The organism is Micromonospora sp. NPDC002717 (genome assembly GCF_040295705.1).
GTDB lineage: Bacteria > Actinomycetota > Actinomycetes > Mycobacteriales > Micromonosporaceae > Micromonospora.
The window spans coordinates 1-25,485 of record NZ_JBEOVW010000006.1 but is presented as its reverse complement, the minus strand read 5'-3'; the positions used below and the strand labels follow the sequence as shown (position 1 = coordinate 25,485).

General features: G+C 68.6%; 22 protein-coding genes and 1 pseudogene. 13 read left to right on the top strand and 10 right to left on the bottom strand.

Features of this window, described 5'->3' with window-relative positions; all coding sequences use genetic code 11:
• Window positions 1-294 precede the first annotated feature (294 nt).
• A complete protein-coding gene (locus ABT006_RS11030; protein WP_350705182.1) occupies window positions 295-1,473 on the bottom strand; it encodes a low temperature requirement protein A in 1,179 nt (392 codons plus the stop codon).
• A gap of 586 nt (window positions 1,474-2,059) precedes the next feature.
• Here ABT006_RS11030 and ABT006_RS11025 point away from each other — a divergent pair.
• Both ABT006_RS11025 and ABT006_RS11020 read left to right on the top strand, forming a co-directional pair.
• Window positions 2,060-2,908: a helix-turn-helix domain-containing protein gene (locus ABT006_RS11025; protein ID WP_350705180.1), complete on the top strand. Its 849-nt coding sequence runs from the start codon at window positions 2,060-2,062 to the stop codon at window positions 2,906-2,908.
• Window positions 2,909-2,977: 69 nt separating this feature from the next.
• Window positions 2,978-3,364 (top strand): VOC family protein, encoded by a 387-nt coding sequence (locus tag ABT006_RS11020; RefSeq protein WP_350705178.1) that lies wholly within the window; start codon window positions 2,978-2,980, stop codon window positions 3,362-3,364.
• 548 nt (window positions 3,365-3,912) lie between these two features.
• Here ABT006_RS11020 and ABT006_RS11015 read toward each other — a convergent pair.
• Window positions 3,913-6,216: a winged helix-turn-helix domain-containing protein gene (locus ABT006_RS11015; protein ID WP_350705176.1), complete on the bottom strand. Its 2,304-nt coding sequence runs from the start codon at window positions 6,214-6,216 to the stop codon at window positions 3,913-3,915.
• Window positions 6,217-7,088: 872 nt separating this feature from the next.
• Between ABT006_RS11015 and ABT006_RS11010 the strand changes: the two genes are divergently transcribed.
• Complete coding sequence (locus tag ABT006_RS11010) at window positions 7,089-9,977, top strand: hypothetical protein (RefSeq protein WP_350705174.1); 2,889 nt, start codon at window positions 7,089-7,091, stop codon at window positions 9,975-9,977.
• A 287-nt stretch (window positions 9,978-10,264) separates the two neighbouring features.
• On the opposite strand, the gene ABT006_RS11005 is transcribed toward ABT006_RS11010, so the two are convergent.
• Window positions 10,265-11,551, bottom strand: coding sequence for an NYN domain-containing protein (locus ABT006_RS11005; protein ID WP_350705669.1), 1,287 nt, complete (start codon window positions 11,549-11,551; stop codon window positions 10,265-10,267).
• A 292-nt stretch (window positions 11,552-11,843) separates the two neighbouring features.
• Between ABT006_RS11005 and ABT006_RS11000 the strand changes: the two are divergent.
• Window positions 11,844-12,068, top strand: a pseudogene (locus ABT006_RS11000) (hypothetical protein); the annotation flags it as partial.
• A gap of 36 nt (window positions 12,069-12,104) precedes the next feature.
• On the opposite strand, the gene ABT006_RS10995 reads toward ABT006_RS11000, so the two are convergent.
• From ABT006_RS10995 to ABT006_RS10975, 5 genes are all read right to left on the bottom strand, one after another.
• Window positions 12,105-12,371, bottom strand: a complete 267-nt coding sequence (locus ABT006_RS10995; RefSeq protein WP_350705172.1) for a hypothetical protein — start codon at window positions 12,369-12,371, stop codon at window positions 12,105-12,107.
• 102 nt (window positions 12,372-12,473) lie between these two features.
• Window positions 12,474-12,746 carry a hypothetical protein gene (locus ABT006_RS10990; RefSeq protein WP_350705667.1) on the bottom strand — a complete coding sequence of 91 codons (273 nt, stop codon included), beginning with the start codon at window positions 12,744-12,746 and terminating at the stop codon, window positions 12,474-12,476.
• 274 nt (window positions 12,747-13,020) lie between these two features.
• Window positions 13,021-13,515, bottom strand: a complete 495-nt coding sequence (locus tag ABT006_RS10985) for a DUF1062 domain-containing protein (protein WP_350705665.1) — start codon at window positions 13,513-13,515, stop codon at window positions 13,021-13,023.
• A gap of 387 nt (window positions 13,516-13,902) precedes the next feature.
• Complete coding sequence (locus tag ABT006_RS10980; RefSeq protein WP_350705170.1) at window positions 13,903-15,039, bottom strand: NAD(P)/FAD-dependent oxidoreductase; 1,137 nt, start codon at window positions 15,037-15,039, stop codon at window positions 13,903-13,905.
• A gap of 39 nt (window positions 15,040-15,078) precedes the next feature.
• The gene (locus ABT006_RS10975; RefSeq protein WP_350705168.1) at window positions 15,079-15,894 is read right to left on the bottom strand and encodes a hypothetical protein; all 816 of its coding nucleotides are present in this window, start codon (window positions 15,892-15,894) and stop codon (window positions 15,079-15,081) included.
• A 317-nt stretch (window positions 15,895-16,211) separates the two neighbouring features.
• Here ABT006_RS10975 and ABT006_RS10970 point away from each other — a divergent pair, with 317 nt between their 5' ends.
• The 5 genes from ABT006_RS10970 to ABT006_RS10950 all read left to right on the top strand — a co-directional run bounded on the left by ABT006_RS10970 (window position 16,212) and on the right by ABT006_RS10950 (window position 21,280).
• A complete protein-coding gene (locus tag ABT006_RS10970) occupies window positions 16,212-17,072 on the top strand; it encodes an alpha/beta fold hydrolase (RefSeq protein ID WP_350705166.1) in 861 nt (286 codons plus the stop codon).
• A 9-nt stretch (window positions 17,073-17,081) separates the two neighbouring features.
• The gene (locus ABT006_RS10965) at window positions 17,082-17,936 is read left to right on the top strand and encodes a helix-turn-helix domain-containing protein (protein ID WP_350705165.1); all 855 of its coding nucleotides are present in this window, start codon (window positions 17,082-17,084) and stop codon (window positions 17,934-17,936) included.
• 260 nt (window positions 17,937-18,196) lie between these two features.
• Complete coding sequence (locus ABT006_RS10960; RefSeq protein WP_350705163.1) at window positions 18,197-19,072, top strand: alpha/beta fold hydrolase; 876 nt, start codon at window positions 18,197-18,199, stop codon at window positions 19,070-19,072.
• A 320-nt stretch (window positions 19,073-19,392) separates the two neighbouring features.
• Window positions 19,393-19,983, top strand: coding sequence for a DinB family protein (locus ABT006_RS10955; protein WP_350705161.1), 591 nt, complete (start codon window positions 19,393-19,395; stop codon window positions 19,981-19,983).
• Window positions 19,984-20,326: 343 nt separating this feature from the next.
• Complete coding sequence (locus ABT006_RS10950) at window positions 20,327-21,280, top strand: hypothetical protein (protein ID WP_350705159.1); 954 nt, start codon at window positions 20,327-20,329, stop codon at window positions 21,278-21,280.
• 22 nt (window positions 21,281-21,302) lie between these two features.
• Here the strand turns inward: ABT006_RS10950 and ABT006_RS10945 are convergent, their stop codons facing one another.
• The gene (locus ABT006_RS10945; RefSeq protein ID WP_350705157.1) at window positions 21,303-21,608 is read right to left on the bottom strand and encodes a hypothetical protein; all 306 of its coding nucleotides are present in this window, start codon (window positions 21,606-21,608) and stop codon (window positions 21,303-21,305) included.
• A 167-nt stretch (window positions 21,609-21,775) separates the two neighbouring features.
• On the opposite strand from ABT006_RS10945, the gene ABT006_RS10940 reads away from it, so the two are divergent.
• Both ABT006_RS10940 and ABT006_RS10935 read left to right on the top strand, forming a co-directional pair.
• A complete protein-coding gene (locus ABT006_RS10940; RefSeq protein ID WP_350705156.1) occupies window positions 21,776-22,252 on the top strand; it encodes a M23 family metallopeptidase in 477 nt (158 codons plus the stop codon).
• Between the two features lie 473 nt (window positions 22,253-22,725).
• Complete coding sequence (locus ABT006_RS10935; protein WP_350705154.1) at window positions 22,726-22,923, top strand: dihydrofolate reductase family protein; 198 nt, start codon at window positions 22,726-22,728, stop codon at window positions 22,921-22,923.
• On the opposite strand, the gene ABT006_RS10930 is transcribed toward ABT006_RS10935, so the two are convergent.
• Window positions 22,918-23,304 carry a MerR family transcriptional regulator gene (locus tag ABT006_RS10930; RefSeq protein ID WP_350705152.1) on the bottom strand — a complete coding sequence of 129 codons (387 nt, stop codon included), beginning with the start codon at window positions 23,302-23,304 and terminating at the stop codon, window positions 22,918-22,920. The genes ABT006_RS10935 and ABT006_RS10930 overlap by 6 nt on opposite strands.
• A gap of 55 nt (window positions 23,305-23,359) precedes the next feature.
• Between ABT006_RS10930 and ABT006_RS10925 the strand changes: the two genes are divergently transcribed.
• Together ABT006_RS10925 and ABT006_RS10920 are read left to right on the top strand one after the other, a co-directional pair.
• Window positions 23,360-24,082: a methyltransferase domain-containing protein gene (locus ABT006_RS10925; protein WP_350705150.1), complete on the top strand. Its 723-nt coding sequence runs from the start codon at window positions 23,360-23,362 to the stop codon at window positions 24,080-24,082.
• A 180-nt stretch (window positions 24,083-24,262) separates the two neighbouring features.
• Window positions 24,263-25,159: a hypothetical protein gene (locus ABT006_RS10920; RefSeq protein WP_350705148.1), complete on the top strand. Its 897-nt coding sequence runs from the start codon at window positions 24,263-24,265 to the stop codon at window positions 25,157-25,159.
• Window positions 25,160-25,485 lie beyond the last annotated feature (326 nt).

The following is a 25,485-nucleotide window of genomic DNA, read 5'->3' as shown; positions in this document are numbered from 1 at the left end:
CAAGAACCCCACCGCGCAGACGCCTGCTCGACCCGGGTCCCGATGAGCGTGGTGAGGTCCCGCTCTCCACGATCGTCACGCTCGTGCCTGCGCTCATCTGGGGAAGAGTCCGTCGCTCCCGAGGCTGAGGACCAACAAGCGGGATTCCGGTGACACGCCCGGTCGCAGCCGCCAGCGACGCCCTTCAGCTCAGGACGTTCGCCAGGAAGACTCGGGACGGCTCGTCGCCTCGCCTGAGACAGACACGGCGCAGCACGGACGCGCTTCGCCAGCAACCCGGCCGCTCGTCGTCGTTCAGCCGGCCGGGTTGGGGTGTTCGGGGGGCCGCTGTCGGGCGTGACGTTTGTCGAGTACGGCGACGAGCAAAAGGACGAGGGCGGAGAGGCTGGCGGCCGCCAGCGGTGAGGTGTGGGACAGCAGTGGGGTGAGAGCCAGCAGCAGGGTGATCCCGATGATCCGGCGGCCGGACACCCGGGCGAAGACGAGGTATTCCAGGCGGGCTCGGCCGGCCAGGAAGATCACCGGCCCACCAGTGATCATCGTCAGCCACGGCGGGTAGGTGTAGTGGGTGTGGTGGTGCTGCACCAGGTCAAAACCGATCGCGGTGACCACGATCCCCAGCACCATCAGGGCATGGGAGAAGCCGACGTGCCGCCCCCAACTGGCAGGGTCACGGCACTTGTCGAGGGCCTCACCGAGAAGTGCCCCGGCGCGGAAGAAGTAGATGCGCCACAGCAGCACTGTCGTGGCGAACGCCACCAGCAGCCCGAGCGTCTCGTAGCGGGCGCGCGGCCCAGAGGTGTAGACGATCCCGACGGCGAGGATGCTCTCCCCGAGCGCGATGAGCAGGAACTGGGGATACCGATCCGCGAGATGACGACCACCAGCCTGCCACACGGTGGCCCGCCCACGTCCCAGGCCGGGCACCGGCCACCCCAACCGGGCGGCACCCAGATCGAGCACCACGGCCGCTGTCCACAGCGCCACCCGCGCCCCGTCCTCGGTGAGCGCGCCGGCAATCCAGCCCACGGCGGCAATACAGAACCAGACCAGAATTCGCGAGTACAGGCGGCGCAGCGCGTGCGAGCCGAGACCGAATGCTATGACAGCCACCCGGGTGACCTGCACCGCCACGAACGGCAGCGCGAAGGCCAACCCAGCGGGTCCGAACGCCTGCGGAATCGCCGTGCCCATGATCAGCAGCCCGAGGGCGCTGCCCAGCACCACCAGCTGCGTGCCCGCGCGTCTCGGTTCGAAACGGCTGGTGATGTAGGCCGTCATGGTCCACAACCACAACAGCGACGCGAAAAGCAGCAGCGTACGACCGATACTCGCCCACCGCTCGCTGATGCTCTGACTGTCGAACCCAGGCACTGCCTGCTCGACCAGCCGGGTCAACGCGAAAACCATAACGAGGTCGAAGAACAGCTCAACGAACGTCGCCTGCTGCCCGCTGCCCTCCTCCCGCAGCATCCCTACCGCCCGACCACCGCGGCGTCCCCGCCAGCCCTCCCGTCCCCACACACGAACATCACACCGCAGATGTGGGAGTAGGAACCCATGGTTTCCCGGCTCGGAGCGCGAACCCACCGGTCGAGGCTCGCCCCGTCACCATCTTGATCGTTTGCAGTTGGGGACTCCCCGGCCCCGCTATGACTTTCTGCCCCTGTCGTATGGATGATCCGGGGGTGTTGTCACCGGGTCGGGTGGCGTCGGGCAACCAAACCTGCGCGGACCGACACTTCGTCGCCCCTTACGACTGGTGGGTGTCACCTGGCCTTTGCGGTCACCGTCGGCCGCGCGTTCACCGACACCTTCGCCGGGATAACCCCCGCCTCAGTGCCCTGCTCGGCTTCGCGCAGCTCGTGGGCCTCCCCGACCGTGGGGGCCGGCCGGGCAGTTGCCCTCGCCCTGCCCGTCACGTGGCGGGGAACCGGCTGCGCGACTCTCTCTACCGGCAGGCGTTCGCCGTGCTCAAGCCTCACGCGGCGCCCGGGCCCACTACGTCGTCCACCGGGCCAGCGTCGGTTGCACGGCCCCACCACCGTACTGTTGCAGGGTGACCGTGCCTGCCGATCACATGTCCACCGTCTTGGCGCCGTTCGTGGTGACGCTGGCGGCCTACGATCTTGGGCCGGGTCCGGTCGGCGTTCATCGCGGGCTGCCATCGTCCACGGTGTCGATCACGATTCCCGAGGAGGACCCGCTCGAGTTCGCGTGGATCAGACGGCCCGGCTCGCGCCAAAAGCTACGGGCCGTCGTTGCCGGACTCCACTTGGATGCGGCCGAGCTGAGGCAAGAGCGGTGCACGCGCGGGGTGTACGTGACGCTCAGCCCACTGGGTGTCAGCACACTGCTGGGTCTTCCGGCATCGGCTCTGGCCGGGCAGGTCGCCGACCTCGCCGATGTCGTCCCGGCGATGGCCGATCTGCCGGAGCGCCTGATGGCCTGCCGATCCTGGCCACGCCGTCGCGCACTTGTCGAGCGCTGCCTGGTCGGTGGCCTGTCTCGTCATGGCGAGCGCGCGAACCACGACAAACTGCGGGCCGCGCTGGTGGTCCTGTCCGAGGCCAGCCGGGTGCAGGAGGCCGCTGAGCTACTCGGATACTCCCGACGGCACCTGAGCAGTACGGTCCGTGCCGAGTTCGGGGTGACGCCGAAGGAGTACCAACGGCTCGTTCGCTTCGAGTCTGCCCGGGGCCGGCTCGTGGCCGCCGCCAATGCCGGAAAGGTCAGTCTGGCGGCGGTGGCCGCCGCCTCGGGTTTCGCCGATCAGGCCCATCTCACCCGCGAGTGGCGGGCCATGGCCGCGTGCACCCCGATGGATTGGCTACGCGCCGAGGGCCTGGCTACGCGGTGTGTGCCAGCCGATGATCGGCCACCCGGCAAGGAGCGCGCGGGCGGTTGACGACCGGTGTGGCCGGGTTCGTTCCCAGATGTTCAAGACTCTGCCGCCGCCCGATCCCATGATCGGGGCATGAAGTCGTTCTCCCCTCGTCTGATCGTCTCCAATCCGGACGCTGCGTCGGTGTTCTACCAGGTTGCCCTCGGCGCCGAGGAAGTGTTCCGGGCACCACCGGGCGACGATGGCCGACCCACCGTCGTCGATCACCGTATCGGTCGTTGGTCCTTCCGGGTCTCGCCTGCCGTCTCGTCGTGGGGGTGGCTCTCACCGGGTGATATCGGTGGATCCGCGGTCCTCCTCGAGATCGAGGTCGATGACCCGGACGGAGTAGGCGACCGCATGATCGCCCACGGCGCCGAGGTGATTGTGCCTATCGAGAACCGGCCCTACGGCAAGCGGTCGGGTCGCATCCGTGACCCGTTCGGCCATCTCTGGATCATCACAGGCGAGCTACGCTGAGGCCCGACCGGCGACCCGTTGGACACAGGCTATGACCACTCCTCGCCGCCAAGGACGAGACCCACGGCCCGGCCGCCGAAGTCCCCTCCGACACCACCGGCGCGATCAACATCGCAAACGAGGCCGGCTTCGCCGACGCCCGCGCGACTGACAACTGTCGCGCGTGGCGAGGGGTGACCAAGTACCGATGAAGGCTCAGCGAGGACCTGCCATACCCGGCAGGTCCTCGCTGAGCCGGAAGGCTCGTACGGCCAGTCCCCGCAGACGGCGATCCGGCCGGCGGCGGCACGAAGCTCGAACCCACCCGGCCCGACCAGCGACACCCCATCGGCCTTGGCCCGCTCGGCAACTGCTGGGCGGCCTCCGGGTCCGCTGGCGTCGGCTGGGAAAGCCGAGCAGCAGTCGTCTTCTTGTCTGCCATGACGTGGTCCTTCCCGGACGGGATCGACGTCCCGTCCAACTGACCACACCCAGGTCAAACACGGAAATCCACGCGGTCCCGCGCCAGTCCACGAGGTTCAACCTTGACGTCGCGCTCAGCAGCGGATTCAGGGAATGAGTCCGTGGCGGCGGGCGGTGGTGACGGCGGCGGTCCGGTGGGCGGCGCCGAGTTTGCGGTAGATGGCGCGGGTCTGGGTTTTGATGGTGTTGAGGCTGACGTGCCGATGCGCCGCGATCTGCCGCAGGGTCATCGGTGCGGGTAGCAGCCGCAGCAGGGCGTGTTCTTGGGCGGTGAGTGTGGTGGGTTGGCGGGCGGCTCGCTGTGCTGGGCGGGGGTGCCGGTCGAGTCGGTCGAGGAGTTCGAGCAGCGGGCTGTGCGGGTCGGGGAACTCGTCGATCAGAGCGCGGGCCTCGGTGATGCAGGCGGCGGCGCCGACGTGATCGCCGGTGTTCAGGCACAGCTCGGCCAATTGGGTCAGACCGCAGAGAGTGGGCCAAGGGCTCGTCCCGGGAGTGCGCCGACGTAGTGCGAGGGTCGGCTCGAGCAGGGTTCGCGCGCGGTCGTGCTCGCCCTGATGGATAGCGACGGCGGCTTGGGCGATGTAGGCCATGTTGGCCTGTGGCGCCTGTTGCAGGCCGAAGCGTTCGGCCAGCTCTTCTGCGGCGGCGGCGGTGGCTGCGGCCATTTCGTGCTGGCCCAGATGGTGTTGCGCGAGCGCGAGCACCGCGGTGGCGAGGGTACGCACCATGGGGGTAGCGGCGTGGCTGGCCGCCGCGCGGCTGAGGGGTTCGAGGGCTGCGTGCGATTTGTCGCCGAGGTAGTGAGCGCAGCCGAGGGCGGTGCGGGCCATGGCGTACCAAGGGCTGGTGGGGTCGGTTTCCTGCTCGACGGCGGTGTGCGCGGCTTCGGTCATCGGTTTGAGTCCGTCGAAACCGAAGACGGCCCGGACCAGGGCGGCGGCGGAGGTGACCGATGCCGTGCCGTCCGGTAGCGGTCCTGGGTGGCCGAGGTGTTCAGCGATGCGCAGCCAGTGTTTGACGGCCGGGCGGTCGCCGCTGACGGCGGCGACCCAGGCGGCCGCGATGGCCGCCGGGGCGTTGGCGGCGACCGTGTCGGTGCCGAGGCGGTCAAGCCACGCGCGTACGGTTACCCGCCGCCCGGTGTTGATCGCCGCCATGTAGGCGGAGGCGATTGACGTGATGGCGGTGGCGGTGTCGCCGGCGGTCAGGCTGTGCTCGATCGCGTCTTCGGTGCGGCCCTGCGCGAGCAGCCAGGCGGCGGCACGGCGGTGCAGGCGTGCGAGCATGTGCGGTTCGTCGCGGTGCAACCGCTGCCGTAGGGCGTGCTGGATCAGGTGGTGGTGGCGGAACCATTCACCGGTGGTGTCCAGCGGAACCAGCAGCAGCCCGTTTGGGTGGCGCGAGTCGAGGGCGGGCAGGTCGTCGCCGGCCACCGCTTGGGCCAGGGCGGTGGTGAGCCGCTCCAGGACCGCGGTACGGGCCAGGGCCATGGCCTGCCGCCGGCTGAGGCCGTCGAGGATTTCCTCGGTGATGTAGTCGTCGAGGTGGCCGTGGCTGGCGGTCAGCTGGGCGAGCACCGTTGCCGCGTCGGTGTGGTGCCGCATCGCGCGGGCGGCCAGGTGCACCGCGACGGGCCAGCCCTCGCCGGCGTCGATCAGTGCCTGCGCGGTGCCGTCGCGCAGGTCGACCCCGGCGGTGGCGGTGGTGGCCAGCCAGGCGGCATCATGAGCGTCGAAGCGCAACTCGGTGGGACCGATCTCCAGCAGGCGCCCGCTGGCTCGAAGCCGGGCCAGGCGCAGTGGTGGGTTGCGGCGGGAGGCGACCAGCAGTTGGCAGTTGGGCGGTTGCGCCGCGACGAACGCGGCGAGCTGGCGGTGACACGCCGGTTCGGTGAGCAGATGGCAGTCGTCGAGGGCCACAGTCACCCCGGTCGTGGCGGCCTGCGGGGCGAGCGCCGCGCACACCGCGGGCAGCACTGCGGTGTCGATGTCCGGGTTTGTCTGGCGCAGTAGCCGGGCCACTGTCGTCCACTGCGGTCCCGGCGCCGCTGCGGTCAGCGCGGCGAGGATGCCCGACCACAACAGCACGGGGTCGTTGTCGCGCGCGTCGACGGCGAGCACCGCCAGGGCCCGGCGGCGGCCCGGGTGGGCGTGCCACAGTGCCAGCAGTGTGGACTTGCCGTACCCGGCGGGGGCGATCAACGTCACCAGCCGCGCCGCACCGGCATCGTCAAGTGCGGCAAGCAGCTTGGGGCGGCCTGCCCATTCGGGCTGCACGGCGCGAACATGGATCTTGGGCGCGATCAGCGCCTCCACCACACCGGCGGGTCGACGTGCCGGCCGCGCGTCAGGCCAGCCCGGCCCCATGTTGGTGGGAAGCCTCTCGGGCACCGGTTGACACACCCCCTACCTCCGGCGTGCACCATCGGTGCCCGATCCGTCACGCACAGTATCGACAGGGGGGTGGCCTCAGTCAATCAAGGGGTTGGGCCTCCACGGACGGAACGGATACCACCGCCTGCTGCGATGCCGGCGTTGTCGCCTTGCTGACAGCCCAATCGGGCACCTTCCTGCCTCCGGCGACACCTGTCCGAGGGGGGCCCTCAACCACGCGGGCATCATCCGCCTTTTCACCCCTCGGGCATCCAGGGTGGGGTGATGCGCCATCACCCCTTCGAATGCGATACCTGTGGGTGGCGTCCGACCCCCGCCGATCCGCCGCCGAGCCAACGACCGGGCCCGATCCTCCTCCCCTCCCGCACCATGGCGTTGATCCGTCGTTTCTGACGCTTCGAGTCGGTGCTCCTTGCAGTTGGTCGACGGGTGGTCCTCAGCCATCTCTTACTGTCCACAGTTTCTGAGAGGTGTCCCGTGCTTCTGACCGCCATCTGGCGTCCTGTCCGACCCATGCGACGCAGGCTGTTCGCCGCCGCCGCGGCATCGCGCACCACGTCCACACGCTGTGCGGGCCCGGCAGTCCGCAGCACTTGAGCGCCACTTGATGTTTACGGCCACTCAATCGCCGCCCAGCATGACTTCCGATTTCAATATCATTCTTCGGCGGACCGGCTGTTCGCATTCTCGACTTGCACAAATATCGGTTCGCAAGATCCTGACAGTCCGCTTCGGACTTCGTTGATCCCGCGTGGAAAGGCTCATCCATGCCCGCAGCACAGAACGGTCAGCAACCCACACAGCCGGCGACCGGTCCCCTCGACGGCGCAACACCGGCAGACCTCCTACCCGCCAGCGGCGATCATCCGGTGGAGGTCGTCCGCTACCAGTCGGTGGTGCTGACCGACATACCGGGCGCGAAACCGCCCCGGAAACTGACCGGGGCCATCGACCTCGGCGAGGAGAATCTGCCGTTCTACGACCGCCCCGCCGAGGGCATGATCGTCACCACCGAGCAGAGCTGGGCGGTGAAGGGCGTGACGCTGGGCCGGCTGCTGCACAGTCTCGCCCTGGCGCCCGGGGAGAGCACCAGGGTCGCCGTCGTCGACTGGGAGCGGCGCACCCGCGGCACCGGAACCGAGGCGACCAGTGAGAAGGACCTGCTCACCAGCCGGACCGCCCAGGACCGCTCGATCTCCGAGGTGGCCAACACGATCGCCCAGGAACAGCAGCACGGCACCTCCTCGATGCAGCAGGCGTCGACGTCGACGAGCAAGGGCGGCGGCGGCGGGGTGGCTCTGTTCGGCCTGAATCTCGGCGGCACCTGGAGCAACTCGTCCAACAGCGGCTTCGCGACGAACGTCGTACGGTCCACCGGCATCCGCTCGGTCGCCTCGGACGCCGCACAGCAGATCAGCGCGCGTACCCAACAGGTGGCGACCGCGGCTCGCAGCCGGCACATGACGGTGGTCCGGGAGACCTCGCAATCGGAGAAGGAACAGGTCACCACCCGGGTGGTGACCAACTACAACCACATGCACGCCCTGTCGGTCCAGTACTACGAGGTCGTGCAGGTCTACGAGGTGACGACGAAGCCGGTGACCGCCGAGCGGTGCCTGTTCATCCCGTTGCAGGAACTCTCCTTCACGCACAACAACCTGCAGCGGTACAAGGAGGTGCTGGCCAGCGTGGCGCCGAAGGAGTGGGCCACCCGGATCCGCGACGCCAATCCACTCGAGTCGACCGTACGCAAGCTGGAAGGTTGCACCGCGACGGAGGCGCCGGCCAATCAGTTGTTCGAAGGGATCGACCTGCTCGACCTCGCGGCGTCGGCCATGGGCGTCTACGGTGTTCGGAAGCTCGACGGGGCTCCGGTGCGCTTCGATCCCGTCGCGCGGCAGTGGAATCCGCTGCCCACCACCGGCCTGCCCGCCAGTGGCCTCAAGCGGATTGCGCCGGGCAAGGACAAGGTCTGGGGTATCCGGCCCGACAACCGGCTCATGGTTTTCGACGGAACGACGTGGCACACCGATCCGCACGGCGCGGCCGGCCTGGGCGTCGCCAGTGGCAGCGACGGCACCACCATCCATTGGAATGCCTCGGAGATCTACCAGCAGGTCGGGATCGACTGGCAGAAGTCCGTCATCACTGTCGATGATCTTGCCGTGGTCAACAGCGAGCGAGTCTGGTACTGCAAGGACGGCAAGACCTTCGAACGGACGGGCACGACGTGGACCGAGCGTCCGGCGCCCGCTCCGGGCATCGTGAGCTTGACCGCGGCGCCGGACGGTGTCATCTGGGGCGTCACCGGCGACAAGAAGATCATGATGGTCGAGCCCGGCTCGTCGACATGGACACCCGGCAAGATCGGGACCGCGCCCATGACCGCAGCGCTCCCAGCCAAGATCGTTTCGGCCGGTGGTGGTGAGTTCTGGCTGATGAACGACAAGGGCGTGCTCTACCGGCTGCTGACCGCGCCGCGTGAGGCGCTCACCGCGTTCGACGACCCGCCGCCGCCGGAGTCGGGGTGGCCTACCAAGATCGACGTGTGGTGGGACAACGCCGGCATCCGCAGCGTTCGGCTCGTCATCCCCGGCCACACGTACCGCTGCGGCGACACCGGAGGCTCGGGCGTGCTGCAGCACGGATCCTACGACTTCAAGGCCGGTGAGAAGCTGCTGTCCATCGACTATTGGACCGGCACGGCCGCCCGGGGCAGCCTCGCCGGGCTGCGCCTGACGTTGCAGACCGGGGTGGTCAGCTTCGGCCCGGCCGCCGGCCCGACCACGCCGGACCTGACCGAGGACGCCGGCGGCGCCGCGATCTGCGGGCTGCTCGGGTCCACCGTCCGCAGCGGCAGCCGGACCTACATCGCCGCGCTCGGCTTTCATCTGCGCGGCGGGAAGGTGCCGCAGGCCGTCCTGGACCACCTCAACGACAACCGTCGCTACTACAGCCAGGCCGTCTGGGCGAACGCTGACGAGCTGACGCTGAGCCGCATCCTCGCCAACTACTCCTACCTGCCGCCGGGCGGCAAGGGTGACGCGGTCCCGCTCGGCATGCTGCTCGACCCGAAACCGGTCGCGGCCACCGGCAACTATCTCGGCTTCCGCTGGAACTTCAGCAGCGAGCAGGATCGGCAGGACTGGCTCAAGGCGCGTTCGGCGGACAGCACGATGCTGGGCAAGTCGGTCACCGCCAAGGTCGGAATCGCCACCAACGGCGTCTTCGCCGAAGCCGTCCTGGGTCGTGCCAACGCCGCCGAGAAGATCGACCTGACCCGATTCTGGAACTGGAAGGACTCGCCGATCCCGATTCTGCCCACCGACATCGCGGCGGTCAGCACCGGCACCCGCAACCAGGAGGTGGACGTCAAGGTCGCCCAGCTCGGCGCGAGTGAGGCCAAGTTCCAGACGATCGCGGCCCTGCCCGACCCGGCCGCCACCCAGGCGGCGATGCAGGTCCTGTCCACCGCCAACCTGTTCAAGGACATCGCCGGCGCGGCCGAGATGAGTCAGATGCTCAGCAAGGGCATCGAGGCCGCAGCAAGCAACGACAAGGATGCCGGCGCTCGTGCCAACGAGGCCATGAAGACCGCCGCCGAACACCAGCAGAAGATGGCCACCATCGCCGTCGAAGCGGCGTCCAAGCTGGTCCCGGCCGGAAAGGCCGCGAGCAGCCTCAGCGCCCTCGGCGGAATGATGAACCAGGCCAGCAACGGCAACGGCTCAAATTCCGCCGACGATTCCGAGAAGTAGTAGCCGGAACCGCGGTGCCGGTCCAGCGCGTGCTGGACCGGCACCGCATCAGCCGAGCAGCCGCTCGCGAAGTGCGGCGGCCTTCTCGGGCGACCATCTTCTGAGGGAAAACCTGAGGCCCGTCATTTCTGGCCCAGTGAGAGGACGCCGGTGACCTCACCGCATCCTCGGTCGCGAGACCCGTACGGTCCGGACCGTTCGGCAGCCTGACGTTTCGTCACGACGTCCTTCGTGAGTACCTCTTCGTACGGCGGCTCGCTCAGCTCGTCGAGTCGCCAGGGACCGTCTCACCGGTTAGGAGCCGCCTGGCGCTCCCCCGCGATCCATGTCTGTATTTCAATTCGTTCCTCCTCGGTGAGGTCCATCTGCGCGTTCGCGGCCAACCGGAGGACGTTATCTGCGAAAGCGCCAGCCAACTCCGACGCAACAACACTGGCGGACCGCCAGTCGACCCGCGCGTAATGAAAGCCCACCAGGACGAAATGCACGGCCTGGCGGGGTACGGCATGGCTCCACCGACCACAGGCGACACGGATCGCGCGTTCGGAATCGGCCTCGGTCCGGTCCTTATCGACCCGGCCCTCCTCTACGATTGCTTGGAACAACGCCGCGTAGGCCTGCGTGCTCAGCAGCGGGACGCCGACAACCCGGTGGACCCGCTCGGCGACTTCGGGAACATCGACCGGCGCGACCGGTTGGTGCCGGGTGGGGTCTCGTAGCCAGCCAGGCTGAGTCTCGTCCATCACCAAACGCTCGTCCTGGATTGAGACGATGAACTGCTTGAAGGTCCCGAGTCCAGCCCACCCCGTGGTGGCGACGGTGCCCACGGCCTTCCGAACGGCGTGAGCGGCGGTAGCCATGTCGATCGGCGCGGGAGATTCGCGGACGAGGTTGCGAACGACCTGCTCCATACGGGCCCGTAGAGCCATGTTGGATTGGCCGTCGGTGGTTGCCAGAATGGTACGGGAGTCCGTTGACGGCTGCGATGGGACTCGCAGCTGATAGGGCTCGTCATCCGCGGATCCGTCCACGCCGAGCGCCTCTTCGATGAACATCGTGTCCGGGATCGCAAAGTCACATGCGGCTTGGAGGGCCGCCGCTGTCGGACCGTTGACCAGCATCGCGGTGCGCCGGTCGTGTTCCCGTAGACGCAGCAGAACCGGTGTAAAGTCGGCGTCGGCCGAGAGGACGATGAACTCGTCAAACCGGGTAGGATGCGCAAGGGTATCCACAATATCGAGGACCATGTGGATGTCAGCGCTGTTCTTGCCCATCGCGGTTAAAGCGGGACAGTCGACGACCCGAAAACCGGCACGGGTGAAATAGGCGCGGTATTGCCGCGACGCCGCCGGGTCGAGGTAGCAGATCCTGCGCAGCAGCGCACGCGGGCCCTCATCCTCCTCCACCACCCGAAAGGGCCCGAGGTCCTGCTCCATCCATCGCACCCATCGTCCGGGGTCGGTGGCAAAGATGCGGGCAGCCTCCGGGCTGGAGTTGCGCAATCCAATATGAACATTCTCGAAATCAACAAACAGGGCGGTACGCCGAAGCCGCAGGGCTGGCTGCTCATCCATGCCGTTCACGATTCCGCACTCTGAAGGGCTCGTCAACGTACCGAGGAAGCCGAAGTCGATTGGCGATCGTCGGATGCCTGGCCCCCTGGGCCGAGGTGGTATCGACTCGATGGGCCATCGCCGCCAGCACGGATGAGCGCGTCGCGAAGGATGGCTGTTTCCTCGGCGCTGAGGGTCCGGCACCGCTGGAGTGCCACTCAACCACCAGTTGCTTCCCGCACGGCAACTCGTGTGTCCGGACGGAGCGGCTGGCCTTCTGGCGATCGGCGGCCGAACAAACTCATCGATGATCTCGGCCTGGGCGTACCCGATCGAGGCCCACTTCGGGCCACTGCGGCAATCGCCAACTCCACCACCGCGACCACACCGTCCAGACCCGGGCCCTGCACGCCTACCTGCGCTGACGCAACGCCAACGCCCGTCACCCCGACGTCCTCGCCGCTCAACGCCGAGAACGCCCCCGAGTCGGCAGCGAACGCCAACACCGCTGGGCCGGCCTCACACCAAAGCCGCCTGACCGATCAGACCCGGTTGAACGTTCATGGATAGCACGCTAGCCAGCGCGTCCTGGCCGGTGCAGCCAGGGCGCGACCCTGGGTGCCGCCGCGATCAGGGCGACCGCGAGCGCCGTGATCACCACCTGCCCGATCCGGCCGGGCGTAGTCCCCGGCACGGTGTCCAGCACGTAGTTGGCGTACCCGTTCGCCGCCGCGTCGCTGGCAAGGACGACACAGCCAAGCAACAGCCCTTCGATCCGGCGCAGCGCTAGCAACAGCGCCGCGAGCGGATCGAACACGGCCAGCGAGGTGAAGTAGACCATCAGCCAGGTGGGAGTGGACGGGCTTGGGCCACCCGGGCCGGACGCCGAGCAGGTCGCCCAGGTGGACGATCCCGCCGTAGGCGAGGAGGCAGACAGCGGCAATCACGACGACCCGAACCCACCGGGGCACACCGGCCCACCGCCGGAGCGATCTCCGTCTCGCCGCGCCCACCGGCCCCCCGTTCCCGTCGGACAGTGCCCCGCCCGCGCCGCAGCGATGCTGATGCGGTGCCAGGGACGGTCGCTGCCGGGTCCAGTCCACCACCCGCGGCGTTGGAGGCGCTCGTTGAACGCGTGGATCAGGTCCCGGACGTAGGCCTCGCTGGTCTTGAGCAGGTGGGCGATGTCCGGGGCCGGCTGCCCCTGGGCGGACATCAGCACCACGATCGCCCGGCGCAGCCTCACCGGGTCCTTCGCGGTCCGGGTGATCCGATCCGCTGCAACCGATGACCCCCGGCCATCGACACCTGCCGGACGAACACTTCCGGCCGTCTGCCCACCGACCACCACGACCCACCGAGCGATCGGACACAGCCTGCCCGACGAGTTCTTTCGCCGTTCTGTGACGGGTGTTGCTTGCGCGTCCGGTATTGGCATGGTTCGGGGGTGAAGCCGGGCGGGCCGGACGGCCCGCCCGGCTACATCCCCGCTAAGCCCCGGCCATCACGGTAAAGGTGAATCCGGCGCTCGTCGGACGGCGCAGCGGAATGTCACACTTGATCCGGCGCAGCACCTCGTTCCTGCTGAGGCCGAGCCCTTGCGCGATGAGCCGTTCCGGGCGCACCGGTACCGAATCCTCGAAGACGACCTCCACCCGGACCGGCCACGCCTCGTCGAGCCATGCCGACGGGGTGTCCAGCCGCCAGGCCCCCGTCCAGTCCAGGGTGAAACGGTTGCGCCGGGCGAGCAGCGGATCCAACAGCCTGGACGCCACCAGTTCCGGATCGTTGACACGGTAGCCGCGGAGTTCGGCCGGATCGAAGGATCTGACCGGCGTTCGCTCGTGCACGGTGAGTTTGCTCGTCCGATCGCAGGATACGCAGCGGACCAGCAGCCACACGTCCAGCAGCTTGCCGTTGGCGTTGACGCGGAACCTGCCCGCGCCGGTGGTGGCCGACTCCGACCGGCAGTCCACGCACCGCATCGACAGCAGCGGCAGCCTGGTCCGACGAACGACCCAGGGCAGCACGGTATGGGGTTGTGAAGACATGATCTCTCTAGACCTGATCTCTCTAGACCTGACGCGAGGCCGGTTACGCGCGGCCTCGAACGCTGCATGACCAGGCGCACAAGGGCAGCCCGGCAGAACCGACGGGAGCGTCGGCTACAGGTGAGCGGAAGAAGGTGTCAGGTCTAAAGAGCAGGCGGGGTCACGCGGTTTGTCCTCTGTCCTCACTGAGACGGGCCGCAGGCAACCTATGGAACGCGGAAGGAAGGCTCAAACGGTTTTCCGACGTCGAGCAGCGTCGGCTGCTGCGCCAGTACACCACCTGGCACAGCATGCCCTGGCCGCGTCGGCCCGCCGCTGCGGTCACCACTCGTCACGTGAGCGGAACCGGGCCGGTCGCAGACCCGCGAGTTGCTCGGCCTCCACGCCGTCCACGATCTCGGAGGCGATGAGCCGCCCGGCGGTGGGGGCCAGGGTGACACCGGAATGCATCACGGCAATGTAGACCCCTCCCACGCCTGGGACGGGACCAATGATCGGCAGCTCATCCGCGGGCATGGGCCGCGTTCCGAGCCGCACGCTGACCAGGTTGACGTCCTGGACGTCGAAGGTGGCGGTGAGCCGGCGCAACATCATCTCGCCCGCGCGCCGGAGGTCGTCTTGGTCGATCTCCCCGTCGTATCCGGCGGCAACCAGCAGATGACCGTCGGCCGCCTCACGCACCTCCAGGTGCGGGGTGGCGACCAGTGTGCGGACCAGCCCGGGTGGTGCGGTGAAGCGCATGAGCAGAGCCGGGGACGGCGCGACGGGCAGATCGAATCCGAGCGGCCCGCACAGCATGGGCGCGTCGACACCGGCGGTCACGACAACGGTGTCGGCGGGCAGGGAGCCGTTTGACGTCCGCACTCCCCTGACCTGACGGTCACGCAGATCCAGTGCGGTGACGGCGGAGTTGGCCATCAGCCGTGCACCGTGCTCCTGCGCTGCACGCACCAGTGCCTGTGTCGCGGCGACCGGGTCGATGGCGCCGTGACTCTCGGCGTGCAGAGCGCGCATCGGCCGGACCCTCAGGCGAGGCTCCAACAACCCGGCCTCCGTCGCGTCAACGACGTGCTCGCCAGGCGCGAGACAGCCGTCGTCAAGTTGTTCCTCGCCCCACATCAGGGCGCCTCGCCAGCGCACCCGCAGACCTGGTACCTCTTCCTCCAGACGCCGGTAGTCCTGCAGGACCCGACGCCGCAGGGCCGTGCCGGGATCCGGAACGTCTCCCCCTCGTGGGCCGCCGATCCAAGCGAAGGAGTCCGCAGTCACTCCGGATGCGGGCAGTGACTTGTCCAGCAGGGCAACCTCGGCTCCGGCCCGTGCGGCCTCGTACGCCACCGCGGCACCAACGATCCCGGCTCCCACGACCACGACCTGCACCAAGTGGCCTTCATCCTCTTCCGTCGACCCATAAGCCGGCTCTGGAACCGCGACATCCTCGTCGGCATGACGTCTCATGCAAGACACGATGGTCGCACACGACCCGATGTCGGCCGCCTATCCGCGATGTCCTGTCATCGGCACGTCCGCCCGTCGACACCCGTCGGCCGGCTGCGCCCCACGACGCGGTGGTCTGCGGCAGATCCGGATACCTGGGCCGGCCGCTGGTAGCTCTGGGCCCGTGGCCTGCTCAGCGGGGCTGGGGGCGTCGTCTTGCAAGCCGGCCGCTCGGCGCCAGCGGGCGACTTCGGCTTCGTGCGATCCGGTGGCGGTCGCGGCCGCGACCGCTACCGGATCCGCTCCGCCGGTCAGCAAGGCCAGCGGCCAGGCTGACACGCCCCCCGCGCCGTCGTAAGCGGCCCAGGTCCAGGGACCATCGAAGTGCCACGCACGGCCGTCGGCGTCGGCAACGTCGTCGCCGGTATCTAAGAAGGCGTACGGCCGGAAGACCAGGTCGAGCGTGAACGGAACACCGCCGCTGGGCTCGATGCTTGTGCCCTGGAACTCCGCCGCCGCGTCCGGAGCCTCACCGGCGCGCAGGATGAGCAGGCTCAGGCTCGGGCGGGGCAGCCAGCCCGTATCCTGCGGCGGGTCGTACTCGTGAACATCGATGACGTGGATGATCCGTGCCGGGATACCGACTCGGCAGGTATCGCCGGGGGCGAGGCGCAGAGAGGGCGGGTCGGTCATGTACAGCTCGCCCGGATCGGCACGGCCCAGGGCCACCTCGCCGTTCCAGCGCACGCCCTCCGCGTCCGGGTCGATCTCCCACCACGGCCAGCGGACGCTGACGTGTGCCTCGTCGACGCCGGTGACGACTGTTGGCGTGAACGGGCAGGAGACACGCAGCACGTCTCCGACGCGGTAGGCCATGCGCGGCAGACTAACGCGCCATGCTCCGGGCAGAACGCCACTTGTGGAGGGGCCAGGGACGGCCGGTCGCTGGCTGCTCGAACTGGTTCGCGCAACCGCACGAACGATCCCCGCCGTACCGCAGTCGATGCGCGCACTGTCCGCGGCACCACCGTCCCGACCTGCCGCCGACCGGCTGCTCCACGACGCGGTCTGCGGCAGGTGGGGACGGCGGTGGTTTGGGTGGGTGGCCAGATGGGCCGTAGCGCTTCGCACCGGGCCGCGTGCAGCTCAGGGTCGGCCCCGGCCCGTTCCACGACGACATTTGTCCAAGACCGATGGCCGGCAGCCCATGCATCATCCCCTGCATGAGTGAGTACGACGTTGAGCACTCGCATGGGATGCACGTGGTCCGCGACGGTCCGCTGCAGGCGCCGCCGTTGTTGCTCATCCACGGATCGGGAGCCTCGGGCGCTTCCTGGAGCCCGATGGTCCCGACACTCGCCGCCCACCATCACGTCATCCGGGTCGACCTCCCAGGCTGTGGCCAGTCCCCGCCCGCGTTGTCATACGACGTGCCCGCGCAGGCGAGCCGGGTGGCGGCGCTGCTCGACGACCTCGGCCTTCGGCACGTCGCCGTGGTTGGACACTCCAGCGGCGGCTACGTCGCCACCGCGCTTGCCGAACAGTGCCCCGACCTGGTGCGGTCGCTCGCCCTGATCAGCACCGGCCCGAGTCCCGAGGCGCTCCTCCCACAGCCGGCCATCCTTCGGGTCCTGTTGGGCCCGATTGTCGGCCCGGTCGTCTGGTCGAGGCGTTCGGACGCAATGATCGGCAAGGGGATCAGGGCTACGACCGCACGGCCGGTGGACATCCCGGACGACGCGATCGCCGATCTCAAGGGCATCACCTACCGCGTGTTCAGGACGGTGCTGCGCCGCAACACCGAGTACATCGCCGAACGGAGCGTGCCCGAGCGTCTCGCCGCCCTCGAGGTCCCTGTGCTGGTGATCTTCGGCGCCGCCGATCCCCGCTGGGACCCGTCGTCGGCGCACCAGTACGACGCGGTGCCGACCGCGTGGGTCGAGCTGCTGCCCGGCGTCGGGCACGTCCCCATGTTCGAAGCACCCGAGGCGACCAGCGAACTGCTGCTGGGCTTCACGGCAACACCAACCCCGCCCGCGCTCCCCCAGGCATAGACTGGTCACGTGCTGTCGACCGGGACCTCACCCGACTGGGCGTCGGTGGAGGTTGCCGTGCCGCGCCTGTCAGGTCGGCTGCCGGGGATCAGCATGGCCGGGTTCCGCCACCGGGTCCCCGCGCCCGTGGACATCGCCATGGTCGCACACCCATCCGTAACCCTGCTCGTCGATCTGAGCGAGGGAGAAGGCCTCGTCTACAACACCCATGGCCGGCACGAGCGCGGTAGCGTCGTCATCGGGCTCGTCCCCGGCGATCTTCGGGCAACTGGCCGGGGGGTCGGCGAGTGCCTCCAGATCCGGCTGGAGCCGACCGTGGCGGCAGCGGTGCTCGGCGCATCGGCCGGATTCAGCGGGACAGTCGTATCCCTCGACGATGTCTGGGGCCACGACGCCGTGCGAGCCGAGAGCAGGCTGCGCGCCGCCACGTCGTGGGACGAACGGTTCACGATCGCGGTGGAAATCCTCGGCCGACGGCTGAGCGCCTGCCCACCGATCGACTCGGAAGTTGCCTACACCTGGCGACGGACGCTCACCAGCCGGGGGCGAGTGCGGGTCGATGGCCTGGCGGACGAGGTCGGCTGGAGCCGCAAGCGCCTGTGGTCCCGCTTCCGGTCGCAACTCGGCATCACACCCAAACGCGCCGCCCAACTGGTACGGTTCGACCACGCCGCCCACCTTCTCGCGGCGGGTCACGCCCCCGCCAGCGTTGCCACGGAGAGCGGCTACGTCGACCAGTCCCACCTTCACCGCGAGGTCAGGGCGTTTGCCGGGCTTACGCCCACGGCCGTGGCCGCCGCGCCGTGGCTCGCGATTGACGACGTTGCGTGGCCGGTTTCATCGCCAACCCGGAGCCCCCGGTGACGGGTGGCGAACACCTCCTCGAACATCGTTGAACAGCCTGCCTGCCACGATCTGGCTCCCGGCCACTGGGCATCGCCTGCGGGGTGTGGGGCGGGCCAGGGACCGTCGGCACTGCGGTCGGTGCCACGCTGTTGTTCGATGCGCGCCAATGCCACTGCCATCGCGGGGATCGCGACGATGATCGTCGGCACCTCGCTGATCAAACCTCGGAGCCATCAATGGCGGATGACCCTCGTTAACGGACGTAGGAGGAGGACGCGATGCAGGCGATCCAGAAGGTCCGCCACCGACAGGCTGACGTCAACGGTCTGAAGGTGTTTTTCCGCGAGGCCGGGCGCCCCGGCCGGTCGACCGTACTGCTGCTGCACGGGTTCCCGAGTTCGTCACACACATTCCGGGAGGTCATGCCCACGCTGGCGGACGTCGCGTACGTGATCGCGCCTGATCTTCCCGGCTTCGGCATGTCCTCATCGCCAACCGTCGACAAGTACGACTACACCTTCGAGAACCTCTCACGGGCGATCGAGCACCTACTCGACCAGCTCGGGGTCGAGCGCTTCTTCGTCTACCTGCACGACTTCGGCGCACCGGTGGGATACCACCTGGCCACCCGCGCCCCGAATCGCATCCTCGGCCTTGTTGTCCAGAGTGGCAACGCGCACGAGGACGGCCTCGGCGAGCAGTGGGACAGCGCCAAGGCGTACTGGGCCGACCCGACCGACGACAAGCGCGCCGAGTTGCCGGACTGGTTGAACTTCGCTGGCACCCGTGACCAGTACCTCGCCGGGCTGCCCGAGTACCTGCGCACGCTGCATCCTCCCGAGTCGTGGCACCTCGACTGGGAGCGCATGAGCCGACCCGGCAACATCGACGCGCAGTTCGCGCTGTTCAGCGACTACGCCAGCCACGTCGCCCGCTTCGATGAGATCGCCGAGTATCACCTGGCTCACCAGCCGCCGGCGCTCGTGCTGTGGGGACGGCACGACCCGTACTTCGACGTTGACGAGGTCCTCGCCTACCACCGCGCCCTCGAGCGCATGGACGCGCACATCTACGACGGCGGGCATCTCTTGTTGGAGACGCACGCGGCCGAGTGCGCCGAGCTCATGCGGGCGTTCGTGCTCGACAACGCTTGAGCTGATTCGCCGCTTGACGTGGGCGGCCTCGAATCAGATCTTGCCTCGGGCAGCGGCGGTGTCCAGGACACGCTCTCCCTGCCGGTCGGCGCGTGACGAGAGCGGCGTTCCGCTGATAGGTTCGTCCGCCAGCCAGCTGTAGCTCCCATGCCAAGATCGAACGCACTGTCATCGGCACGAGCGGGTGGCGCAGCCCGCCTGGCGACCGTATAGCGCCGGCTCGACGGCTACCGATGAGGATGCCGACCGCTCCAGCCGGGCGCTGATCTTGCAGGCGACACCTCGCACGACGGCTCGGCGCATAGGGAAGACTGGCGGGCATGGCTGACTTGGGCGATGCGAAGGCTGCGCTGCACCACTACCTGCAGGCGGCTCGCGAAGACCTGATCTGGAAGCTCGACGGGCTGAGCGAACGCGAGGCCAGACTGCCCCGCACCGCGACCGGCAACAACCTGCTGGGAGTCCTCAAGCATTGCCTCAACGTCGAAGCCGGCTACTTCGGTCCTACCTTCGGGCGCGAATTCCCGACGCCTGAGGAACTGGTTCCCATGCAGGCGTTCGAGGAGGACCCGCAGGCAGACTGGTACGCGCGGGAGGACGAGACGAAGGATGGGCTGGTCGACCTGTATCGCCGTGTCGGGGTGTTCGCGGATCAGACGATCGAACAGCTACCGCTCGACGCGCCGGGGCGGGTGCCATGGTGGCGGCCAGGTCGACAGGCCGTGACGCTGCAAAGGATCATCATCCACGTGACCGGCGACCTCGCTCGTCACGCCGGTCACGCCGACATCATGCGCGAGCAGCACGACACGGCGATCGGCCTGCGGCGGGAGAACACCAACATCCCTCACGACTATGACTGGCCGGCGTACGTCACCAAGCTGACGAAGCTGGCTGACCGCTTCGGATAGCAGCCCGGTCCCGTCGGTGCAGTCGGTGAGTTCAGCAGCCGCTCCTCGGCGGGTTAGGACGCCACGGCTGGCGAGCGCGGCAAGGAGCGGACCACCAACCCATCCCCACGACCGGACGTACGGCATCCGGTTCAGCCATGCACTGAGCCACGGCCAGGGTGCGGTCGCCGACCAGGTCCGGGAGACCAGCCAGCAGACCCTGCACGAACTCCTGGAACGTCGGTCCGACCCGTTCGGCCCCTGACCCGGCGCGGCCTCCCTGGGCGTCCCGCGCCGCGGGACCATCCGGTCAGTATCGATCAGATACGATATGTCGACCGGTCGGTCATGAGGGGAATGACGTATGGGTCGTCGACGGAGGATCACCTGGCGGTATCTCGCCGCCGCGCTGCTGGCGTTGACCATGGGCGCGGTCGTCCTGCCGGCGCCCGCGCAGGCGGTGGACTACCCCGGCGGGCGGCGCATCTACAGCGTCGCACTCGGGGCCATCCCCGCCGCCGGCGCGCCCGCCACCGATCCGGTCTGGGTCCGGCTGGCGACCTACTACTTCTTCGGCAACGGCACGGTGACCGAGAGCTTCTGGTACTGGAACCGGGCCACCGTCGTCGGGGCCGCCGGCACGGGCGTCCGGACGACCGGCTGCACCGGCCACGACTGCGAGGTGCGGACGGCCGCCGGGTTCCAGCCCGGTGGCGTCGTGAAGTCCCTGAGCGGCACGTACACCAACTCCGGTGACAGCATCACCATCACCTGGAGCGGGGGCGTCCAGGAAACCTGGGCGGTCAGCCAGCCCACCAGCGACCTGGCCCGGCTCGACTTCGTCGGCTCCAACTACGGGGTCACCGTCGGCTGGGGCTTCGGCAGTTCCGCCTCGAACGACGCGTACACGCCGGTCAGCAACATCCCGCTGACCCAGTACACCGGCCGGTACGCCGGCTACAGCGGTAGCACCGGTGCCGCCGGCCCCAGCGGGATGGACCTCCGGTCGTTCGCTCGATGCAACGGGAACTGCCTGAGCTGGCTCAGCCCCCCGACCGCCACCTGTTCGTCCTGCCCGAACGGCGCGACCTCCGCCCCGATCCGCTACTACCTCGCGGGAGCAGGCCGGCGGAACTTCTACGAGCACTGGTGCACCTGCCTGACGTCGAGCACCTGCTACACCGGTGGTTCGCACCGCAAGCCGCAGCTCCAGGTGATCGGCGACACTGGGACGTTCCACGGGTGGGTCGGCGTGGAGGCGTCCAACTCGACGGCGAACACCGGCTACTTCGCGGTGCACTTCCACGTGAACGTCTGACCGGCCGGGGGCACCGCCCGGCTCAGGTCAGGGTGCGCAGGTCCAGGGTCTGCCAGGCGGTCACCGTACGCCTGCCGGGGAGCACCGGAGCGCGTCGCCCCGGCTGAACACCAGCCCCACCCTGTCGGCCACCGCCACGGTGCGCCGCCCGGGTGGGGTCGTACAGCCGCAGTTGCATGGCGACGCCGACGATGTCCTCCGGATCGGTGTGCAGGTAGCCGTTCAGGCGTTGTCGTGCGCGAGCGACGAGGACAGGTCGCGGTGCGCGCCGGCCTGGTCGAGCAGGGTCTTTCTGCTCCAGGGCAGCGACCGCGTCAGCGCCGGCCACCCAGCGCACCGGCGGCTCAGCGGAGCCGACGAGCTGGACCGCCGTGGGCCGGCGACGGTCTTTCGGTCATCGGAACTTTCTGACATCATCCGACAGAGGGATCGACGATTATCACCGTGGAGGTTCGGATGCGCTCCCGCCTGACGAGTTCCCTCAGCATCGCCCTGATGGCGACCGCCGCATTCCTGGTCCCGGCGTCGCCCGCCGCCGCCGCGCCGTCGTTCCGGACGCCGTTCCCGTGCAACCAGACGTGGTCCGGTCAGACCCGCACCACGCACAGCCCGCAGTACGCGATCGACTTCAACCGGACCAACGACCACGGCGATCCGGTCAAGGCCAGCGCCCCGGGCACGGTGGACGTGGTCGCCAACCTCGGTGACACCAGCTACGGCCGGTACGTGCGGATCAACCACGGCAACGGGTACACCACCTACTACGCCCACCTCAGCGGGTTCAACGTCTCAGTCGGCCAGTCCGTCGGCTACAGCACCACCATCGGGTACGTGGGCAACAGCGGCGGCTCCTCCGGATCCCACCTGCACTACGAACAGCGCCTGAACGGCAACGACATCAAGGTGCGCTTCAGCGGCAACCTGGCTCTCTACTTCGGCACGCGGAACTACACGCGTACCGCCGGCTGCTGATCCACCGATCGACTGCCCCGGTTCCGGGCACCGGCGACGGCCCTCCGGTTGGATCCGGCCGTCGCCGCTGAAGGTGGCCTGCATGGTCTCGCTGGCCCGCGCCTTGAGCGCGCCGGCGTGGTCACCTCCCAGCGCACCGGCCAACGCCGCATCCAAGCGCTCCGGCCCTCTCCCCCGTGAGAGCTGACGGCTGCGCTCAGCCGGCTCGCTGACACCGCGGACCAGGTCGGTGGCCCGCGGAAGGCCGACTACCGCGCTGGGCTCAGCCTCCAGGCAGAGCGGATCGCCCTGGCGTACCGCGATGCCAAGGACGCCGACGGCTCCGAGCTGGTCGCCGGGCGGACGGTGGGAGTCGTCAGCGACGTACGTCCGGGTGAGCGCCTCGCCTACCGGCTCTCCCCTCTGCTTTCCGACGGCGGTCTCGCCTTAGCACCGACGACACCGGGGCGCGACACCGACACGAGGAGCACGAAGTGACCGAGCAGACCGCCGACCCCAGAGTCGTCACCAACATGAGCCCCCTCCGCGACGGCCGCTACGCCCTCTCCTCCACTCTCGGCACGGCGCCGTGGGAGCGGACGACGATCATCGACAAGCCGACCGCCGAGGTGGCCACGGACCTCAAGGCGACCGAAAGCGGCGACATTCCGTGCTGCGGCCGTGCGCTATGAAGTGATGTGCTCCCGAAGGTGCGGGCATGTCGCCAGGTCTTGGTGGGTGCAGCCGGAGGCACAGTCGAGCAGGGCCATCGCTGCCTGGGCGCGCTCGATGCGCCGCGCTAGTTCGTGGCGGTGCCGGCGCAGGAGTTCCCGACGACGGACGGGGCTGTCGGTGGCGAGGACGGCACGGATGTCGGCGAGGCTGAGGCCGGCTTCCTTGGCCCGCAGGATGGTGGCGATACGGAACAGGTCGGCGTCGTCGTAGCGGCGCCGGTCGCCGCCGGAACGGCTCGGCGCGAGTAATCCCATCGACTCCCAGTGCCGAAGAACGTGCGTCGCGATCCCGAACCGGGCCGCCGCGTCGCCGATGCTCACTCCGACGGTTGACTTCATGTCGACATTAGGTAGCAGGCTAGCGGGCGTGTCAAAACAATCTGACCTACAGGCGATGGCGGCGAGGCTCGACTCGGCCGACGACCTTTCCGCCCTGGTGGCGCTTCGACGGCGTTCGTACGACCTGTTACGCCTGCGGCCCGGCACCACGGTCGTGGACGTCGGGACCGGCACCGGCAGGGCGGTGGCGGAACTGTTCGGGTACGGCGTCCGGGCGATCGGCGTCGACACGGCCGAGGACATGATCGGCGTGGCACGTCGCCGGTACCCCCACGCCGATTTCCGCATGGCTTCCGCCTACCGGCTGCCGTTCCGAGACATGGACGTTACGGGCTACCGGGCTGACAAGGTATTCCACCAGTTGTCCAACCCGGTCGCCGCGATCAGTGAGGCCGTCAGGGTGCTCGCACCCGGTGGCCGGATCGTGCTTGCCGGACAGGACTGGGACACCGTGGCCATCGAGGGCGACGACACGACCTTGACCAGACGGATCGTGCAGGCTCGGGCCGATACGATCGCACATCCGACGATCGCCCGGACATACCACGAGCTGCTACGCGATGGCGGCTTCGGCGAGATCGAATCGGATACGCACAGCCTGGTCTTCACCGACACCCTCGCGGTCGAGATGCTGCACGGATTCGCCCACGCCGCCCGGAAAACCGGTGCGGTCACCCAAGCCGAATCCCGCACGTGGCTCGACGAACAGCGACGCCGCGCTCTCGACGGCCACCTCATGCTGACGGTGCCGCTGTTCATCGCCGCGGGCACAGCCTGACTGCGTGTTCTTGGTCGTTCACAGGGACTCTCGCGATGACCCGCCTCCACCTCGGCGGCACGCCGTGGCAAGTCGGCTCCCACACCACTCCCCCGGGACGTGACCCCGCTGCGCCGGACCCCGCTGCTGGGCTGTGCCAACACGCTGAGCGATCCCAGCGGGGACGGTACGCTCGCCGCTGTGACTGACGCGCCAACACTCGGCAGCGATGACGGGGCCCCCACCACAGCTCTGGTGGAACGTGTGCTGGCCAAGGCTGCTGAAGTGCTGATCATCGAGGCGTCTGTTGACGAGCTCGACCGGTCCGACGCTGCTCGGATCGTGGTATCGGGCACGGAGATTGCCGAGCTGGTTTCCCTGCTGGCTGTCGTTGACGGCGGCACGGGAGATCACTGTTTGTGTATGGGGTGGCCGACGATCCTTGTGTCGGATGCCGCCGGCCGCGAGATCGCCCGGTGGACGCTGCATCACCAGACCGGCATCAGAGGCCTCGGAAATTGCGATGCGGACCTCCGTAACGGCCCTGGCCTGACCGACTGGCTGGCTGACCGAGGCCTGACCGGATCGCGCGAGGTCCAGCAGATGCTGGCCCGCCAAGCGGCTGAGGAAGAGGCGCGTCGCGTCCGGTGGGTGAAGGCCGCGCCGCTGGCCCTTGCCAACGCCGCCGAGGCGGCGTCGCACCGAGAAACCGGCGCAGAGGAAAGGCTCGCCGACCTGGTGGCCAGGCGATACCCCGACCCCATCGAGCGCATTCGAACGCTGGCGGCCTGGGCGGGCTTCCCGCCTCGCCACACGACCACGATGGGTGGCACGCCGTGGTATGAGCTGGCACCCATCCGAATGCTGCTTGCCGAGCCGACTGAAATGATCTTCGATGCGTTGACGTCGGCGTCGCTCACGCCGGGCCAGCTTGACGGTGCCGCAGAGCTGTTCACGTCCCTTGAGTGGGCAGGTTCGCGGCGCGCCGACATTCCCGAATCGCTTAGGTTTCTGCTGATCGCGCATGTGGCGGCGACCGGAACCGATCCGATGAAATTCCGGATGCGCCATGGATACGGCGCCGAGCGAATGGCCTGACGCCGGTCGGCGCCGCCGGGCCTACAACCTGACCGACGAGCGCGGCTCCGTGCACTCAATTCGTACTCGGCCGGACCGGGCGCAGGCTTGATCTGTTGTGGTGACACTGTGTGACGCACGGATCGCGGCATGAGCGTTCGTTCATAGCTGGCGCTCGTTTGAGGTGACCCCATCGGCGGGACACCAGCATCTTCCATGGGATCCCGCCGCACGTGGGCACCCGGGCGTTCCGTGAGCGGCATGGGCGTGACGGATCATTGAGCGGTGATGACGCCTGCCGCGCTGCCGGCCGACCCCGGTGCGTTCTCGTTGGCCGTTCCGCCGCT